Annotated in this window: 17 protein-coding genes; 7 read left to right on the top strand and 10 right to left on the bottom strand. The window is 59.6% G+C overall.

What is annotated here, in order from left to right; genetic code table 11:
* The first annotated feature begins 284 nt into the window (after window positions 1-284).
* The 5 genes from ccsA (at window position 285) to hemC (ending at window position 4,078) form a co-directional block, all read left to right on the top strand.
* Window positions 285-1,061: a cytochrome c biogenesis protein CcsA gene (gene ccsA / locus ACKVY0_RS26475; RefSeq protein WP_409217879.1), complete on the top strand. Its 777-nt coding sequence runs from the start codon at window positions 285-287 to the stop codon at window positions 1,059-1,061.
* Complete coding sequence (gene hemA, locus ACKVY0_RS26470; RefSeq protein ID WP_409217878.1) at window positions 1,054-2,118, top strand: glutamyl-tRNA reductase; 1,065 nt, start codon at window positions 1,054-1,056, stop codon at window positions 2,116-2,118. Before ccsA ends, hemA begins: the two co-directional genes overlap by 8 nt.
* 59 nt (window positions 2,119-2,177) lie before the next feature.
* Window positions 2,178-2,549, top strand: a complete 372-nt coding sequence (locus ACKVY0_RS26465) for a hypothetical protein (RefSeq protein ID WP_409217877.1) — start codon at window positions 2,178-2,180, stop codon at window positions 2,547-2,549.
* Window positions 2,527-3,078 carry a DUF6036 family nucleotidyltransferase gene (locus ACKVY0_RS26460; protein WP_409217876.1) on the top strand — a complete coding sequence of 184 codons (552 nt, stop codon included), beginning with the start codon at window positions 2,527-2,529 and terminating at the stop codon, window positions 3,076-3,078. Before ACKVY0_RS26465 ends, ACKVY0_RS26460 begins: the two co-directional genes overlap by 23 nt.
* Before the next feature lie 61 nt (window positions 3,079-3,139).
* Window positions 3,140-4,078, top strand: coding sequence for a hydroxymethylbilane synthase (gene hemC / locus ACKVY0_RS26455; protein ID WP_409217875.1), 939 nt, complete (start codon window positions 3,140-3,142; stop codon window positions 4,076-4,078).
* Here hemC and ACKVY0_RS26450 read toward each other — a convergent pair.
* On the bottom strand, window positions 4,033-5,271 hold the full coding sequence (locus ACKVY0_RS26450) for an FAD-dependent oxidoreductase (RefSeq protein WP_409217874.1): 1,239 nt from the start codon (window positions 5,269-5,271) through the stop codon (window positions 4,033-4,035). The two genes, hemC and ACKVY0_RS26450, sit on opposite strands and share 46 nt — an antisense overlap.
* 71 nt (window positions 5,272-5,342) lie before the next feature.
* Here ACKVY0_RS26450 and ACKVY0_RS26445 point away from each other — a divergent pair, with 71 nt between their 5' ends.
* Window positions 5,343-5,999 (top strand): EF-hand domain-containing protein, encoded by a 657-nt coding sequence (locus ACKVY0_RS26445; RefSeq protein ID WP_409217873.1) that lies wholly within the window; start codon window positions 5,343-5,345, stop codon window positions 5,997-5,999.
* Here ACKVY0_RS26445 and ACKVY0_RS26440 read toward each other — a convergent pair.
* The 4 genes from ACKVY0_RS26440 to ACKVY0_RS26425 form a co-directional block, all read right to left on the bottom strand.
* A complete protein-coding gene (locus tag ACKVY0_RS26440; protein ID WP_409217872.1) occupies window positions 5,996-6,289 on the bottom strand; it encodes a ComEA family DNA-binding protein in 294 nt (97 codons plus the stop codon). The two genes, ACKVY0_RS26445 and ACKVY0_RS26440, sit on opposite strands and share 4 nt — an antisense overlap.
* A 107-nt stretch (window positions 6,290-6,396) precedes the next feature.
* Window positions 6,397-7,491 carry an esterase gene (locus ACKVY0_RS26435; protein ID WP_409217871.1) on the bottom strand — a complete coding sequence of 365 codons (1,095 nt, stop codon included), beginning with the start codon at window positions 7,489-7,491 and terminating at the stop codon, window positions 6,397-6,399.
* A 465-nt stretch (window positions 7,492-7,956) separates the two neighbouring features.
* On the bottom strand, window positions 7,957-8,988 hold the full coding sequence (locus ACKVY0_RS26430; protein ID WP_409217870.1) for a hypothetical protein: 1,032 nt from the start codon (window positions 8,986-8,988) through the stop codon (window positions 7,957-7,959).
* 365 nt (window positions 8,989-9,353) lie between these two features.
* Window positions 9,354-10,763, bottom strand: a complete 1,410-nt coding sequence (locus tag ACKVY0_RS26425; protein WP_409217869.1) for a DUF1501 domain-containing protein — start codon at window positions 10,761-10,763, stop codon at window positions 9,354-9,356.
* Between the two features lie 443 nt (window positions 10,764-11,206).
* On the opposite strand from ACKVY0_RS26425, the gene ACKVY0_RS26420 reads away from it, so the two are divergent.
* Entirely contained in the window at window positions 11,207-11,722 is a 516-nt protein-coding gene (locus ACKVY0_RS26420; RefSeq protein WP_409217868.1) for a hypothetical protein, read from the top strand.
* Window positions 11,723-11,754: 32 nt separating this feature from the next.
* Here ACKVY0_RS26420 and ACKVY0_RS26415 read toward each other — a convergent pair whose 3' ends face one another.
* The 5 genes from ACKVY0_RS26415 to ACKVY0_RS26395 form a co-directional block, all read right to left on the bottom strand.
* Window positions 11,755-12,663, bottom strand: a complete 909-nt coding sequence (locus tag ACKVY0_RS26415; protein WP_409217867.1) for a sugar phosphate isomerase/epimerase family protein — start codon at window positions 12,661-12,663, stop codon at window positions 11,755-11,757.
* A 201-nt stretch (window positions 12,664-12,864) separates the two neighbouring features.
* Window positions 12,865-14,001: a transposase gene (locus tag ACKVY0_RS26410; RefSeq protein ID WP_409217866.1), complete on the bottom strand. Its 1,137-nt coding sequence runs from the start codon at window positions 13,999-14,001 to the stop codon at window positions 12,865-12,867.
* On the bottom strand, window positions 13,979-14,608 hold the full coding sequence (locus ACKVY0_RS26405; protein WP_409217865.1) for a type II toxin-antitoxin system VapC family toxin: 630 nt from the start codon (window positions 14,606-14,608) through the stop codon (window positions 13,979-13,981). The genes ACKVY0_RS26410 and ACKVY0_RS26405 overlap by 23 nt, the downstream gene beginning before the upstream one ends.
* Entirely contained in the window at window positions 14,605-14,850 is a 246-nt protein-coding gene (locus ACKVY0_RS26400; RefSeq protein WP_409217864.1) for a ribbon-helix-helix protein, CopG family, read from the bottom strand. Before ACKVY0_RS26400 ends, ACKVY0_RS26405 begins: the two co-directional genes overlap by 4 nt.
* Window positions 14,851-14,983: 133 nt before the next feature.
* Window positions 14,984-15,880 carry a hypothetical protein gene (locus tag ACKVY0_RS26395; protein ID WP_409217863.1) on the bottom strand — a complete coding sequence of 299 codons (897 nt, stop codon included), beginning with the start codon at window positions 15,878-15,880 and terminating at the stop codon, window positions 14,984-14,986.
* Window positions 15,881-16,011 lie beyond the last annotated feature (131 nt).

The raw sequence follows: 16,011 nt of genomic DNA, 5'->3' as shown, positions 1-16,011 counted from the left end.
TTTTTGCAGATGGCAGCATGCGTCTCCACTCGACCGGCTTTGATGTCCTCGAGACCGTTTTCGACTTTCTGCCGAACGTAGATTTCATCCATCAAATCATCCCAGGATGCCGACTCGGACAGGGACCGAACCAGTTTGGCGGCCTGGGCCTTGATTCCTGCTGGGCGAAGTTTGGCGGAAAGTATGGCAAGATTAGAGCATGCCCGCGCAAGGATGACATGCGTCCGAAACGCCTTCACCCTTGCAGAACTGCTGCAAGGCCGCGAGTATCCGCCCCCTTTTCGATGACGCTCTCCCAACAGTTTCTGGCCGCCGCCACGCTCACCTTTGTGGGTGCGGTGGTGCAGGCCTTGCTGGCGCTCAAATCCGGGGCGTGGAAGCAGGGACGCACGCAGTTGCTGCTCATGGCGCTGGGCTTTGCGCTGCAAACGGGGTTCATCTACTTGCGCGGCAAGGAAGTGGGCCAGTGCCCGATGAAAAGCCTGCCAGACATCCTCGGCTTCATCGCGTGGAGCATCGTGCTGCTCTATTTCCTCGTCGGTTCGGGGTATCGGTTGTCGCTGCTGGGTCTGTTCACGGCACCGCTGGTCAGCATCATGCAGGTGCTGGCGCTGACGGGTGGTTTTGCGCCGTATCCGCCGAAGGGTAAAATCAATGCGCTGATCGAACTGCATGCCGCTGTGGCGCTCATTGCGTATGCGGCCTTCGCCTTGGCCTGCATCACCGGTGTGATGTATCTGGTGCAGGAGCGCATGCTGAAGCGGCACCAGATCGGCGGGTTGTTTTATCAACTGCCGCCGATTCAGGGCCTGGCGAGTGCGATTCAGCGTCTGGTGCGTCTGGGATTGCTGCTGCTGAGCATTTCGTTGGGAATCTCGTTCGCGTTGCACACACCGGTGTCGAATCCGAAGCTCGTTTTCTCCTGGGTCGTGTGGGCGCTGTATGCGCTGATCACCGTGCTGATGTGGAAACACTTCACGTCGCCCCGGCGCACGGCCTGGCTGGCGGTCATTGGCTTCATCTTGCCTTTCATCTCGTTGTGGATCGTCACACATGCCTGAGCCGACCGTCAACCGCAGCGGCCTCGTCTGTGTGGGCCTGAACTATAAAACCACGCCCGTCGAGGTGCGTGAGCGTCTCGCCTTTCCTGAAGCGCAGGTGTCGCAGGCCGTGCAGCAGGTGCGCGGGCTGCCGGGCTTTGAAGAAAGCGTTGTGCTCAGCACCTGCAATCGCGTCGAGCTTTACGCCGCGCATTCGCTGCCCAGTGGCGATCACGGCCACGCCGCGTTGCGTGATTACCTCGTCACGCATTTCAAACTACAACCCGAGCACGCCGAAGCGCTCGTGCTCTACAACCTCGACTCCGCCGAAGCCGCGCGGCATCTGTTCCGTGTCGTCAGCGGCCTCGATTCGATGGTGCTCGGCGAGACGGAAATTTTCGGCCAGGTCAAAGCGGCCTACAAAGTCGCGCTCGATACCGGCACGACGAGCAGGGCACTCAACAAGCTCTTCCAGCAGGCCTTCACCGTCGGCAAAAAGGTGCGCAACGAAACCACCATCCAACGCGGATCGACCAGCGTCGGCAGCGTGGCTGTCGATCTCGCCGAAAAAGTCCACGATTTGAAGGAATGCCGCGTCATGCTCGTCGGTGCCGGCGAAATGAGCCGCACCTGCGCTCAAAGCCTGCTCTCACGTGGCGCGAAGAGCATCATCGTCTCCAACCGCAGCTACGACAAAGCGGTGGAGCTCGCCACCGAGATGAAGGGCGTCGCGATGAAGTTCGACGAATGGGAACACGCGTTGCACGAGGTCGATGTCATCATCTCTAGCACCAGCGCCCCGCATTTCGTCATCAAACCGGAGCAGATCGAGCAGGTCATGCGCAAACGCCGCTGGGAGCCGCTGCTCATCATCGACATCGCCGTGCCACGCGATGTCGATCCCGCCGTGAACGAGATCGAAGGTGTTTATCTCTACGACATCGACGCCTTGCAGGCCATCGCCGATGATGGCCGCCGCGAACGCGAACGCCAGCTCGTCGCCTGCGAGCGCATCATCGAGGAGCAGCTCGAAAAATACGGCTTCCTCAAGTCCGGCGGTGATCTCGCCGTGGCGTGAGCAAAGCTGCGCTTGCCGCCCGCTCCCATGCGGTGCATCATTGCCGCATGTCAGCCGTCATGGAGCCGCCACCGAGTGCATCGGACGAAGTCCCGATGTTCCCGCCATGGCTCGACCTGCCGCCGAACTATCTGGTGCAGGACTGGATTCGCTGGCAGAAAGGCAAGATCGTCGCCCATCGACTGCGCCAGCAACCCCAGATGCTTCAGCAGGGAATCCAGTGGCTGATGCGTGATCAGGAAACACTCGCATCACACGACTCGGAATGGCTTGCTCTATTAAATGCAGGAGATGTCGAGGCAGTGGCAGCGGTTTTGGAGGATGCCGGAGACACTGGGCAGCGGCTCCGCTCTGGGATGCCGTTCAAAGGCGAACCCTTTGTGACACCGCAAGAAATGGAGAACCTCCGTGAAAGAGCTTACCGAGGCTGACTTTGTCATCTTGTGGCCGGAGTTGCGCCGCTGGCTTCCGGTCAATGTCACCGATGTTTGGATGATCGGCAGTGCTTCTGTGGCTGTCGTGAATCCAGATATTCCCGCTGCTTTACGCACCAGCAAAGACATTGATTTGATACCCATCGGCACACCCGTCTTATATTTCGACTCCAACATCATGGAACGTGAGTTGGGTGAAGACAGCGACTTCTCCATCAAGCACCGCTTTTTCGTCGATTACGTCGGCGAAAATCTCCTGCAATGGACCCCGCCCGGCTGGCAGCAGCGGGTGACGACGATCCAGCTCACCGAAGGCTTGCGCGGGCACTGCCTTGATCCGCACGATGTCGCCTACAACAAGCTGTACGCGGGCAGGCCGAAGGACATCGTGTGGATTCGTGAGTTGCTGAAGACCGGCCTCATCACCTGGGCGCGGCTGGAGAAGCTGCATGCAGGCAATCCGCTGGCGGCGGTGGATCGTGAGAAAGTCGATCAATCCATCCGCAAGGTGAAGCAGGAGGCGTGATGGCATCTGCCCGCAGCATTCCTTTGCGTCCCGGCAGGTTTGCGTGAAAAGCTGCTGCGACATGGCACTCGAAAAAATCACCCTCGGCACTCGCGGTAGCGAATTGGCCCTCACGCAGACAAATATGGTCACGGCGGAGCTGCAAACCGCGTTTCCGCATCTGCACATCGAGCGCCAGATTATTCAAACGAGCGGTGACAAGCGCCAAGACCTGCGCTTCTCCGAATTCAGCGACGTGGCGCAGGTGGACAAGGGCATCTTCATCAAGGAACTCGAAATCGCCCTCGAAAGCGGACAGATCGACGCTGCCGTTCACAGCTTGAAGGACGTACCGAGCGATCTCGCCGCTGGATTCACCATCGCCGCGGTGCTGCCGCGTGCCGCCATCGAAGATGTGCTCGTCAGCGCGCAGCCTTACACAGTCGAAACACTGCCGCAGGGTGCCCGTGTCGGCACCAGCAGCGTGCGGCGTGCCGCGCAGCTCAAGTTTCTGCGTCCTGATGTGCAGATCGTCGAAATCCGCGGCAACGTGCCCACGCGAGTGAAAAAAGTGCTCGGCGAAAATGCGCTGGATGCCGTTTTGCTCGCCGCCGCCGGTTTGCTGCGACTCGGACTGATGCAGGGCGATCAAATCAGCATCGAAGGTCAGACGCTGAGCGCCTTGACCCTCGATCCGGTGACGTTTCTTCCCGCCGCAGGGCAGGGGGCCATCGCCATCGAATGTCGTGCGGGCGATGAAGCGACGATTCATGCGATTCGTGCCCTCAATCATGCCGAAACCGAGTCTCGCATCACTGCTGAGCGCGAATTCTTGAAAATCCTCGGTGCTGGCTGCCAGACGCCCGTCGGTGCGCACACCTGGATCAAAGACGGCCAGCTTCACATGGCCGTGCGTGTCTTCAACGAGGCTGATCTTTCCGTCCCGCCCGTCGAACGCGAGGCGCAGCGTCCGGTTCATGAAGCGGTGCAGCTCGCGGCAGACTTGGCGGCGATGCTGTGATCGAGCTTGAGGCTGGAAAATGGCCCGGTTTTGCCGCCCGCCATCGTGGCTGTCATCTGGCGGCGCAGCGGTGGGATGCGTTGAATGATCGGGAAGGCGATGTCACGCAGCCAGCCGAGCGGCAGAAGGTCCGATTGGAAGAACGGCGTCGTCCAGCGAGTGGCGAACTGGTAGAAGCGCAGATGCTTGCGTCGCGTGGCGGAATAATGCGCGAGCGCCTGCGGCAATGCATGATGAGCCAGCGAATCGGCGAGTGCAGCAGCATCCATGAGCGCGAGATTGACGCCCTGGCCGAGTTGCGGACTCAAGGCATGCGCTGCATCGCCAAGAATGACCACGCGCTCACCATGCCAGTGCTGCATGCGCACATCGTGATAAACAGCGGTGGCGACTTGAGCGTGCGATTCGATTTGAGCGAGAAAACGCTCCGCCTGCGGCGCCAGCGCGAGGATTTCGCGTTTCCACTCATCAAGCGGTGTTTCACGCCAGCGTTCGATAAGATCGAGACGGATGCTCCAGAACAGGCTGAGCAGGTCGTCATGCGTGCCAGTGGGCAGAAAGCCCGTCAGTTCGCGGGTGGAGCCGACACACTGCCACAACACCTGCGGATCGAACTCCGGCGTGCGTTGGCCGATGAACCACAGCGCGCCCCACGGATAACGGCTGACGCGCGAGGGCACGCCGCTTTGAGAACGCAGCGTGGAATGCGCGCCGTCGCAGATGAGCACGAGATCGAAGGGACCGTGTGTGATGCCGTGGCTGTCATGCAGGCTTGGTCGCTGCGTGGTATCGCGAGTGAGCCGTTCCATGTTCATATCCCACAGGATTTTTGCTCCAGCCTTCTGCGCTACATGCAGCAGGAGATCGAGCAAGGTCGCGCGATGCGTGCCAGCGCCGTAAAGGCCCGCTCCCAGCTCCGCATACGGCAGATGCAGTAGCACTCGACCTGATTTGGTGCGGCAGTAGAGTTTTGAAATCGGTGCGATGTGCGGCAGCAGCGCGTCGGCGAGGCCGAGTTGATGCAGCACGGACAAACCGGTCGGTTGCAGCAGGAATCCGGCTCCCACGGGCAGCTTTTGTGGTGCGCGCTCAAAGAGCGTGATGTCATGTCCTGCTCGCGCGAGAAAGATCGCCGCCGCAGGTCCGGCGGTACCGGAGCCAACAATGGCGATGCGCAAAGAAGACGGCTGCATGTGGGTTCTTCACATAGAGCGGGAATGACGAAAGCGTGCAACCTCGCATGCGAAATCGCGTTCAACAGGGCATGAAACCAACCCCATTACGCCTGTTCGCCATTGCGGCAGTCATGCTGCCCGCCCTAGCCTTTGCCGCCCAGGCCGGCAAGACCAAAAAAAGACCCGCCGCTGCCCAGCAAGGCGGTGATGCCGCCGAAGTGCTCAAGCCCTTCGACAAGAATGAAAATCATCAGATCGACGCCGACGAACTGGTCGCCCTGCAAAAGTCCTTCGCTGCGCTCAAGAAACTGGACAAAAACAGCAATGGCGAGATCGAGCAGGCTGAGGTCGAAATCCCGAAATCATCCGCTGCCGCTGGGAGGGGAGAGCGTGCTTTCCTCGGCCTGAGCAAGGCGGACAAGAACGGCAATCGGAAAATCGACGCCGATGAAGTCGAGGAATTGCAGAAGGTGCTCGCGGGCGGCAAGATCATGACGCGGCTGGACCAGAACGGCAATGGGAAGCTCGAACCGTCCGAAGTTGAAGTCCTGAATCGGCGCATCGGACAACATCGTGGGGGCGGCAAGCCCAAGAGCGCGGCCACACCGCCGCCAACGGTGCGCAAGGCCCCAGAAAAACCTGCGGAAGCTCCACCTGCGGCTGAACTGCCCAAGACGGAAGAGAAAAAGGACAAGCCAGCTGAGCCTGCTCCCGCTGCCAAACCACCGGGTAATTTCGGCAATTAGCGGTTATCGACTGCTCGGCGGCCTTGGGATGCTTTGATGAGCGGGAGCAGTCGTTCGAATGACGCTGCGCCGATGCCACGCACGCGAATCAAATCCTCCACGGCACTGAACGGGCGTGCTGTGACGATCACCTTCGCCAGTGACGGGCCGATGCCGGGCAACGACTCCAATTCTTCCAGCGACGCCGTATTGAGGTCGATGCGATGCACAGATGTTTCAGCGACAGGTCGTCTGCGCACCGCTACGGACTCCGACAACACCCAGATCATGGTGGTACCGAGCAACAGCACGGTTAGAAATATCCAACTCCATGGCACCGCAGCCGGTTCGCAGTCCCAAATCGTCGGGCGCTGCCGCTTCGATGGTTTGCTCTGCGAAGCCATGACGAAACTAGCAATTAACGGAACAACTTTGGCGCGAACTCGACAAGGTAATCGCGCCAGACAGGCCACGAATGATCCCCAGGTGTGAGACGCCACTCGTGGTTGATGCCGCGTGCTTTTAGCGTGGCGATGAGCTGGTTGTTGCGTTCGAGGAGGAAGTCTTTTTCACCGCAGGCGATCCAGAGGAGTTTCAATTTCGCATTGGTGCCGGTGGCGTCATCCAGAGCGGATTTGATCTCGTTTTCATCGACGGCACCGCTGAAAGAGCCGATCCAGGCGAAGCGGTCGAGATTCGTCATGCCGGTGCTGAGGGATTGCCAGCCGCCCATGCTCAATCCAGCAATGGCGCGCCGTTCGCGCTCAGGCGAAACGCGGTAGTGGCTCTCCACAAGCAGTATGCCGTCTTCGAACAGTTCGTTCTTGAAGGCTTTGAGGGATTCGCCGCGCTTGTCCGCCATTTCACGCGGAACTTGGCCGAGCGGATGGCCGTCGAGCATGAGGAGGATCATCGGCTTCGCTTTGCCAGCAGCGATGACGTTGTCGAGAATCCAGTGCGCCTTGCCATGCACGACCCACGTCTCATGGCGGTCACCAGAACCGTGTTGAAGGACGAAGAGCGGGTATTTCGTCGTCGCAGCGGCCTCGTAACCCGGCGGCGTGTAAACCCAGGCGCTGCGCTGTTTGCCGAGCGCCTTCGAGAGATACGCGTGCTGATGCACGGTGCCGTGCGGCACATCCTGGAAGTCCCACACGTTCGGCGGTGTGCCGGGAATGTGCAGGATGCTCGCGCAGGGATTGCGCTGCGGCTTCAGTGCGGGATTCGCCGGATCAATCATCGTCAGGCCATCGACGATGAAGCTGTATTCCCACACGCCGGCTTTCACCTCCGGCACGGTGACGCTCCAGATGTTGTCGGTATCTTTGCTCATCGCGACCTGTTGCTTGTCCCATTGGCCGCGAAGCTGAATCGCTTGCGCCTTCGGCGCTCGGAGACGGAACGTGACGCCGTGATCGCTCTGGATTTCGGGTGAGATCACCAGACCACCCTTTTGCGCGAAGGCGCTGAAGGTGCCGGCAAATAGAAATGTGAGACTGAGGAGCTGCTTCATGCTGGCCTCGATGCTGGCATGAGCCGCGCAGGATGGGAAGCAGGAATTGGCTGCCTGTCGGGGATTGGCTGCCGTCGCCCTGCGGCGAATTGTTTGCCTGAATAGTCTGGAGGATGCCGCGTCGAAATCACCCACTATGAAAACAAAACTCCTTCTTCTCCTCGCTTCAGTCACTGTCGCTTGCTTGTTAACTTCATGTGACGTGTATGCCACACCGTACGGCTCTGGCTACGGCAATTCATACTCCCGTCCTTCGTACTACGGCGGCTATAACCGCGGCTACCGTTCGCCGTCCTATGGCTACGGGGGCGGCTACAGCAGCAGATATAGCGGTGGCTACGGTGGCGGTGGTTACAGCGGCCGTCATTGCCACTAAATCATCCGTTGAGCTGCCGGGCCGAGCGGACTCCCAACCTCCTATTTGCAGCGCTCAGGGATTTCTCTGGGCGCTGTTTTGATCTGAAATCACTCCGTTGGCAAGTAGCCGATGATGCGTGCCTGACCTGCGCCTTCCCACAGCAGCATCGCCGGGCCTTTGCCTTCAGCCTCGGTGCGGGTGCAGTAAAACACACGCGGCTTGCCAGCGACTTCGGTGGCGCAGAAGCCGAATACGTCACCAAGATCGTCGGCGATGATCTGTGTCTTGGTCAGCGAGTGCGTCATGGCGTCGAGCTGATTCTTCACCGTGGGAAAATCGCCTTCACCTGGCGCATACAGCGGCTTTGCGGGCATCGGTGTACGCAGCAGTGTGGCCATGTGGCGGCCACGCAGTTGCACATAGATCCAGTTTCCTGCAGGAGCGATATGGTTCACCCACAGGCCGCCGCCGTTGGCTTCATCTGTGTTTGAGATGGCCAGCGGCGCGATGCGCGCGCCGACCAGCGTTCCGAGCCGCTCCATGCCCGGAACATCATCCACCTGAATGCCACCTTCCCACAAATCGCCGCTGCTGATAAAAAACAGGCGTCCGTCGTCGGAAAACACGCCACCGGTCGCATCGCTCACGCGGCGGCAGAAGACGGAGACGAACGCCTTGCTCTTGCTGCCCGGCTTGCGGCCGTAAAAGCTGCCCATGCTGTTCGCGTCTGCCGTTTCATTGCCGCTCACAAAGAGACAATCGGTGAGCGGTGTGCCGGGCTGTGTGGCCACGAACAAGTCCGTGGCACCCATCACGGGTGAAGTGGGATAAATTCGTTTCACTACCTTGGGCGTCCACACCCACACGGCATCCTTGGCGAGGAAGAGCGCCTCGCCTTCGCCACCGCGGGCCACGCTGTCGATACCTTCGTCTTTGAGGTCTGTGGGCAGTGGAGCCTTCGTGATCTTCCCCGTAGCAATGTCCACCTGCACCAACCCCGTCAACGCATTGTTCAGGCCCATCGTCACCGTCTTGCCGTCTTTGGAGAAGAATGCTTCGCCCGCGATGGCGGGTTGGAGCGCAGACGTGAGCGCAAGAGAAACGCTGACCAGAAAGACCGGAAGTCGTGTGAGGTACATGTGCGCGTGTTAAGACAGCGTGTGGCAATGTCAATGTGGCATCATTGAGGATGGCCCGTGTCTTTGCCAAAATCGCCGCGCAGAAAAGTCGGAACGATTATCATGCGATGATTAAATGATGCCCGGTCATGGATGTCGAACCCGTGCGATCTCGAGCGCCAGTCGTTGTCTGAAGAGGCGGATCCTTTGCCTGCGTGGCACGCCACTGGACTTGATAGAAGTAATAGCGTGACGTCGTGGACTGGCTCGACTGGACGCTTGAAACGGTGGAGGGTCAGCCGCCGGAGTCACGCATCTACGCGGTGGAACAACATGGGTGAGGGCACTCGATCCACTGATAAAGGAACAGGCACTTCGTTACCCGCTTATCCGAACAGCCCCATGACCGGCTTGCCGGTGGAGAACGGCGGACGGGAGAGGCCGGTGTTCATGCCGAGGTCGTTCAGGGGCACACCCAAGGCGTGGAGCACGGTGGCGTGGAGATCCTGGACGGTGACGGGATCGCTCACCGGCGCGGAGGCGGTTTTGTCGGACTCGCCGTAGATGGCACCGCCGCGAATGCCGCAGCCGGCGACAATCGCGGAGAAGCACTTGGGCCAGTGCTGGCGTCCGGGAGGCCCTTGCGTCAGAATGATGGGCGTGCGGCCGAATTCGCCGACGGCGACGACGAGTGTGTCGTCGAGCAGGCCGCGTTGCTTGAGATCGGTGAGAAGGGCGGAGAGCGCCTGGTCAAGGCGTGGCAGGCAGAAGTTCATGCCGTAGGAGCCGCCACCAAAGGCGTTGCCCATGCCCATGTTGCCGCCATGCATGTCCCAGCTCGAACTGGGTGGCCCGCCTTCTTTTTCGCCCGGCGCGGGACCGACCCAGCCATTGACGGTGATGAAGCGCACGCCGGCCTCGACCATGCGTCGGGCGAGGAGCAAATTTTGGCCGAGCGGATGCATGCCGTAACGCTCGCGCACGGCCAGCGGCTCACTTTTCAAGTCAAACGCCTGCCGGCCTTCCGGGCGGGTCATGGAATCGTAGGCTTTCTCGCGGAGTTCGTTCCAGTCCTTGCCCTGCGGATTGTCTGCGAGGAGTTTGGACTCCAGATCGGCGAGGAGTTTGCGTCGTTCCCACAAACGCGCAGCGTCGCCCATGTCATAAATCTCCGGCGGCTTGAAATTGGGCATCGCCGGATGGTTATCGGCGGAGCCGATGAACACCGGTGCATGAGCAGAGCCGAGGTAACCGCCGGAGCCGATGTTCGGCGCGCAGAAGACCGGCGGCCCCACACATTTGATGAGCCAGGCGTTGGAGACCAGATTATGCTCACTGGGCAGATGCTTTGCCACCACCGAACCGAGATACGGCAGGCCGTCGGACTCGCCTTGCTTCACCCGCTCGATCAACTGCCCGCTGAGCAAGTTGTGCATCGCGTCGAAGTGATTGTTGATCGGCCCTGGATGCGTCATCGAGCGAATCAGGCAGAACTGATCCGTCACTTTAGCGAGCATCGGGTGCAGTTCGCTCAAGTGCATGCCCGGCACCTTGGTGCGGATGGGTTTGTAGGGCCCGCGGATTTCGGCCGGCGCGTTCGGCTTCAGATCCCAGGTGTCGAGCTGGCTCGGGCCGCCACAGAGCAGCAGGAAGATGCAGCGTTTCTTCGAAGCCACCGCCTTGCCCGAGGCGTCGAGCTTATCCTTCCCGACGACCAGCCCCGGGATGGCGAGGTTCAGAGCGCCGATGCCGCCGGCTTGGAGAAATTGGCGACGAGAAGTCTTCGGGAGATTCATAAACAATGGTTGTTTGAGATGAACTGCAACGCCACCGGCAGAATGCCCCGTGCAGAACCCGGGGCCGGAGAGTACGGATCCACGGACCGCGATTTCTCATCCGTCATGGAAACACCGGATGGCCGTCGCCGGTGGAAGCATTCTGAGCACTCCATGCCTGGCTTCTGCTTTTTTTCCTGGCCAGATGGTTTTGCCAAGTTGCTGTCGTACTTGGCTTCATGAGTCGGCTGCCGCATTTCGTGGGGAGGAAGATCATGAGGTTGGCGCAAAGTGCTCTCCTCGTGGGCTTCTGTGGTGTCGTAACGATGCGCGGAGCCGAGACGACTCCGCAGGCTCTGCCAGCAGGAGACGATGGCGCGATTCCTCCATCTGTGAAGGGCGAGGACTTCGAAGCACTCCTCACGAACTCGCCCTTCACTCGTTCACTGGGGTTTTCCGATTCGATGATCCTCACGGGCATCGCTCACCTCGAGAACGATGTCGTCGCCACCCTGCTGGACACCAAAACCATGGAGTCTCATGTGGTCTCCAAGACTGCCAATTTTCAGGGCTGGCAGTTGATCGGCGTGGGAGGGAATGGCGCCGATATGAAAACATGGTCGGCCAAAATCCAAGTTGAGGGAGGAGAGGTCGTCTCCGTCCGCTACCAGCAGCCGCCAAAAAAAATCGTCCGGGCAGCCTCGGGCGGCGGTTCCAGCGGGAACTCGCCACCTTTAAGCTCGTCTCAAATAAACGAGGCGAAACAAGCCGCCGTGAACTATCGCGAAGGCTTCACCTCGGATGGCTACCCCAAGGCACCGCCGCCTGAGATGGTGGCCAAGCTCTCGCGTCTGAGTGTGGGGCAGCGCGAAGACATCAACCGTCAAATGCTCGGCCTGCGCAACCAGGGCCTCGGCATGGAAGAACGGCGCAAGATCTATGAGAACCTCGTGGACCGTTCGGGTCAGGGCAGGCGTTGATTGGCACCGTGCGAGATCAGAAAACCGCAGAATTAGACCACTTTCGCCAGCGCACCAGCCAAGACCGCGTAGCACTGCTTCGCGGCGGCGATGGGTTCATAGCCTGGCTTGTTGAAGATCTGACCGCTGACCTCCACCACGACGGGGCCGTGATAGCCGTGCTGTTTGAGCGCGGTGAAATACTTCACATAATCCGTGCGCCCTTCACCGGGCAGCAGGAACTGGAACTTCGAGGGATCACCGGTCGAGTCCTTCACATGAATGAACTTCGTGCGCGTCAGCAGCAGCTTCATGCTTTCCTCCATGCCGATGCCTTGCAGCTCAAAGTGGCTGTAGTCGTAGGCTACCTGGATGGCCGGTGACTTCACCTGCTCAAGCAGCCACAGCAGGCGCTCCGGCGAGTTCACCGCACTGCCGACATGGGCTTTGATGGCGATCGTGGTCTGCGCCTTCTCCGCCGTCTCGGCCCAGGACTGCAAGCGCTCGGCCATGCCGGATTTCTGCTGCTCCCAGGTCGCCGGTTTGCCACCGAGCACGGTCTCGATGATCGCAGGCTGGGCTGCATTCAGCTCACGCGCCAGTTGCGCCGCATCAGTGATGCTTTGCAGCGCCTGGGCATGAGCCTTGTCATCGGCAGCGAGGCTGAGGTTCACCATCAGACAGGGCAGGTCCAGCTTCAGTGTGCTGAGCTGTTGCGCCGCCTCCTTGCGCGCTTCCGCTGTGAAGACCTTGGGTTCGGTGGGAAAACCTGCATTCAAAGCGAACTCGACATTGGCATAGCCAATCTCAGCACAGGTTTTCAATGCCTCACTCAACGACAGCGTCTTCATGCCATACAAGCTGAAGCCGAGGCTGACGCCGCCAGGCGCTGCCGCCCCCGCGACATGTGGCAGGGCAGCAAACCCCAGGGCAGTGTGCAGAAAATGGCGACGTGTGGGCATGGGCGTTAGGCGTTGGTTGGTGAACAGAACTGATAACGTAGCGGGCACTGGAATCCAACGCCAGGATTTCACACCGCGAGATGAGAAGACCGCAGAGAATACCCTTTCTCATTCATCTCAGCGATCTTCGAACTCTGCGGTGTTAAAAGTCTGAGCTGGAGCAGCGTGACGTCATTTTTGGTCGTCTCAGGGAAGAAGTTTTCAATCCAAAGCCCTCAAACGCAACCGCCTCAGTGAGTACAATGGCGACGCTGACTCGCTGACTTTTCGCGCACCATCGCGGCGCTTAGGCCCGAACTTTTCACGATTTTCCGTGAAGACTCTCTCCACGAATTCACGGCTGCCCAGCACCAAGCCATCGCTGAAATACCTCACGCGCAACCGCACCATTTCAGCGCTGCTCAGCCTGCCCTTCTCCTTGAGCACCTGCCGCGCCTCCTCGGCAGTCACGCCTACGCGCACCACGTTCTCATTTTCAGCGTCCTTGATCTCCACACCGTTGGAAAACAGCAGGCAGCGATAGGCCTCCGCACCGCCTGATTGCTCCCAGCCATCCACCGGCTTCGCGGTCACCTTGCTCAGCCCGCGCTGCGCCCGTCGGCTGCCACTCACCGCCTCCGCATAGCCACACCAGCGGTAGTCCTTTGGATCAGCCACCAGCCCAGCCCGCACAGGATTCAGGTCAATGTAAGCCGCCATCGTGTGCAGTGGCTCGCCCTTACCTTCCACCATCACGCTTTTATAGCGATCCATCCACAGCGTGCCTTTGCGTCCACGGCGCTTGTTGAACCAGCGACTGAAGCGCTCTTTGACCTCCTTAACAAAAATCGACAGCTCGCAGAAGCGCTTCTTGATCGCCTCCAGCTTCGCCAGCGCCAGTGTGTCCATGCCCAGCCGCCGCAGTTCCTCCAACTCCTGCTTCAAAAGCCCCACGAATTCACGGCTGTAGAGCGTGCGCAGATGATCGAAGAGCTTCTCCTCACCGCCCGGTCCCGCGAATCGCTCCAGCCAAATCTCACGCCTCGGCACCTCGACAAGCGCATGGAAGTGATTGCCCATGATGCAGTAAGTCACCAGTCGTACACCGGAGAACTCCGCCATCTTCCAAAGCAGCCGCCGCAGCGCCTCCTTCTCCACGTCATCAAAGAACACCTCCCCACCACAAGTGCGCGACATGACATGGTAGGTGTAACTCTCCAGCGCCCCCTTTCCCAGAATCCGACGCCGTCCACCGGACCAAGACCGCGCGGCAGGATAGGGAGCCGTCTTGGCATTGATGCCGACAAGCTGCTCTTCCAGCGGAAGAGCTTGGTTCTCAGTGGTTTTCGAGCTGCTCATGGCGAGCAATGATGGTCAAAATGGGGTGGAGATCAAGCACTGAATGCCTGGCATCTTTTTTCAAGGAAGTCGCCGAAACGCTCGCGGACAAGGCGGAGATCGAGGATGAGATCACGCACTTGATGAAGGTTTTTGAGAGAGCTTGATTCGTCAGGAGGCAGACGATCCAGCCCAGCGCCACTCCGGCAGAAATGCCGCAGAAATGCCTGGCATCTTTTTTGTTGCCGTGGCGGCGGTAGATGAGGAAATCATCGTCCAGGGTGAAAATGACGGCGTCCTTGTGCAGTTCGGACAGACGCACGAGGCAGGCATCGGCGAGTGACATCGGCCGGTCGCGGTAGCGACGCATCAGCGTGCGCAGATCGACGGCTTGATCCTCGATCTCCAGCGCGACGCGGATCACGCCGCGCTCCAGCAGGGCAAAGAGCGGATCAGTGTCCACTCCCTCGCGTTTGAGCAGAAAGGCGGCTTCGGTTAAAACGGCCTCGCAGGTCAGCATGGAAGGCTTCAGCCGCTTCCACTGCTCCACCACCCACTCGTGGTGCTCCAGACCGGCGGCGAGGAAGGAGACCAGCGGCCCCGTGTCCAACAGCACCGTCTGTCTCACCGGCCAAAGCCCTCCATGTATTTGGGATTCGTCGCCAGATCCTTCGGCAGCTTCTTGCGGACAGAGCCCGCCAGATCACGCGCCAGATCGTAGCAGGAGGTCGCACGGGCCGATTTCGCCGGCTCCAGCTCACGTTCCAGCGCCGCGCGGACCACCGCCGACTTCGTCAGACGCCGCGCACGGCTTTCTTGATCCAGCCGGAGCAGCAGCGATTCGGGGAGTTTGAGAGAAAGAGTGCTCATGAGTGGTGCAGAGTAATACATGCCATTCTCGGCGGCAATACCCAATCTGGGCCTGCGTGCGCCAAATCAAGCCGACAGGAATGCGGAGCATGATTTGTCAGACAGTTGCAGCCTGACGTCATTTCCCGAACTTCTACCGAGCTTCGACCGCCGCCAAATATTCGCGGCTTAATTTGAGCGCGGCCGACCACTCAGTCACTTCAGGACTCGTCGGCGCGAGAATCATAGCACGCTCGAAATCCGAGACGGAGCCTTTCAAAAGTGTCTTCAGCCTCTGGCGCAGGACCGCACTTCCATCTTCAAAGAAGAAGTTGAGATAGTTTCCCGCGTCACTCATTTTGTATCGTCCCCGCAACCCCGAAGTCAAACCCAAGAGTGTGGCGGCGTGTTCAGCAACCGCGTCGGCCTCAATAAAGCGGATGGCTTGGTCGAGGTAAAGAATGGCCCCTTCACTGTCCTGGCTGCTGAAACGCTCCAAACCGCAAATCCGCAGGTAGTTGGCGGCCTTCAACTTTACACTTTTTCCCAGCTTTTCATCTCCGAGTTCTCCTTTGGACAGACCCGGACAGTGATCCAACAGGGAATCCAGACGTGCCGAACCCAAAGCGTCTTCAAAGTGCTTCACGTCAGCATGAAGTATCGTCAGAAAAGACCAGCGTGCGACTTGCGTCGGCTCTTGTTTCTCCTCATAAAGCGCAACCATCGCCTCGTAGGCCGGCCCGTATCTTTCATCGAGGACCAGTGCAAGGCGCAAGGATTCGATGGCCGCATTAAAGTCTTTCACGCTTTGGGTCTCGTGCCAGTGCTGCTTCGCCTCCTCAGCCTGCCTTACATGGTCTTGCGGTGCGGAAAGTCGCGCTCTTTCGCGCATCTTCGCGATGGCTGCCCGCGCACGCCCGACCACGAGCAATTCCTCTGTGCTCGCGCCACGTTCAGAGCTTTTTAAGAGTCGTTCCGCCTCTTGGAACTGAGATTCGCCGAGGGCTTTTAAAAATCTCGGCATGAGATCCAGTTCGGCGCGGGCAGACACCGCAGGGTGCGTCGCCGGAATGATGTAGATTAGAGGGCTGTAGATTCTCAAAAATACCACTGTACCCTATGGTTATTCTATGCCTTAGAGTGAGAATGGAGCTGAACATCAAGCCGCTGAAAGATAGCCAC

This window comes from Prosthecobacter sp. (assembly GCF_046154365.1).
Classification (GTDB): Bacteria; Verrucomicrobiota; Verrucomicrobiia; order Verrucomicrobiales; family Verrucomicrobiaceae; genus Prosthecobacter.
The sequence above is the reverse complement of the archived record's forward strand: the minus strand, read 5'-3'. Positions and strand labels throughout refer to the sequence as shown.

Coding starts and splice junctions, on each gene's coding strand:
- ACKVY0_RS26430 (WP_409217870.1), bottom strand. CDS start 8,988: ATGTACCTCACACGACTTCCGGTCTTTCTGGTCAGCGTTTCTCTTGCG.
- ACKVY0_RS26410 (WP_409217866.1), bottom strand. CDS start 14,001: ATGAGCAGCTCGAAAACCACTGAGAACCAAGCTCTTCCGCTGGAAGAG.
- ACKVY0_RS26415 (WP_409217867.1), bottom strand. CDS start 12,663: ATGCCCACACGTCGCCATTTTCTGCACACTGCCCTGGGGTTTGCTGCC.
- ACKVY0_RS26450 (WP_409217874.1), bottom strand. CDS start 5,271: ATGCAGCCGTCTTCTTTGCGCATCGCCATTGTTGGCTCCGGTACCGCC.
- ACKVY0_RS26420 (WP_409217868.1), top strand. CDS start 11,207: ATGATCCTCACGGGCATCGCTCACCTCGAGAACGATGTCGTCGCCACC.
- ACKVY0_RS26400 (WP_409217864.1), bottom strand. CDS start 14,850: ATGAGCACTCTTTCTCTCAAACTCCCCGAATCGCTGCTGCTCCGGCTG.
- ACKVY0_RS26435 (WP_409217871.1), bottom strand. CDS start 7,491: ATGAAGCAGCTCCTCAGTCTCACATTTCTATTTGCCGGCACCTTCAGC.
- ACKVY0_RS26425 (WP_409217869.1), bottom strand. CDS start 10,763: ATGAATCTCCCGAAGACTTCTCGTCGCCAATTTCTCCAAGCCGGCGGC.
- ACKVY0_RS26445 (WP_409217873.1), top strand. CDS start 5,343: ATGAAACCAACCCCATTACGCCTGTTCGCCATTGCGGCAGTCATGCTG.
- hemC (WP_409217875.1), top strand. CDS start 3,140: ATGGCACTCGAAAAAATCACCCTCGGCACTCGCGGTAGCGAATTGGCC.
- ccsA (WP_409217879.1), top strand. CDS start 285: ATGACGCTCTCCCAACAGTTTCTGGCCGCCGCCACGCTCACCTTTGTG.
- hemA (WP_409217878.1), top strand. CDS start 1,054: ATGCCTGAGCCGACCGTCAACCGCAGCGGCCTCGTCTGTGTGGGCCTG.
- ACKVY0_RS26465 (WP_409217877.1), top strand. CDS start 2,178: ATGGAGCCGCCACCGAGTGCATCGGACGAAGTCCCGATGTTCCCGCCA.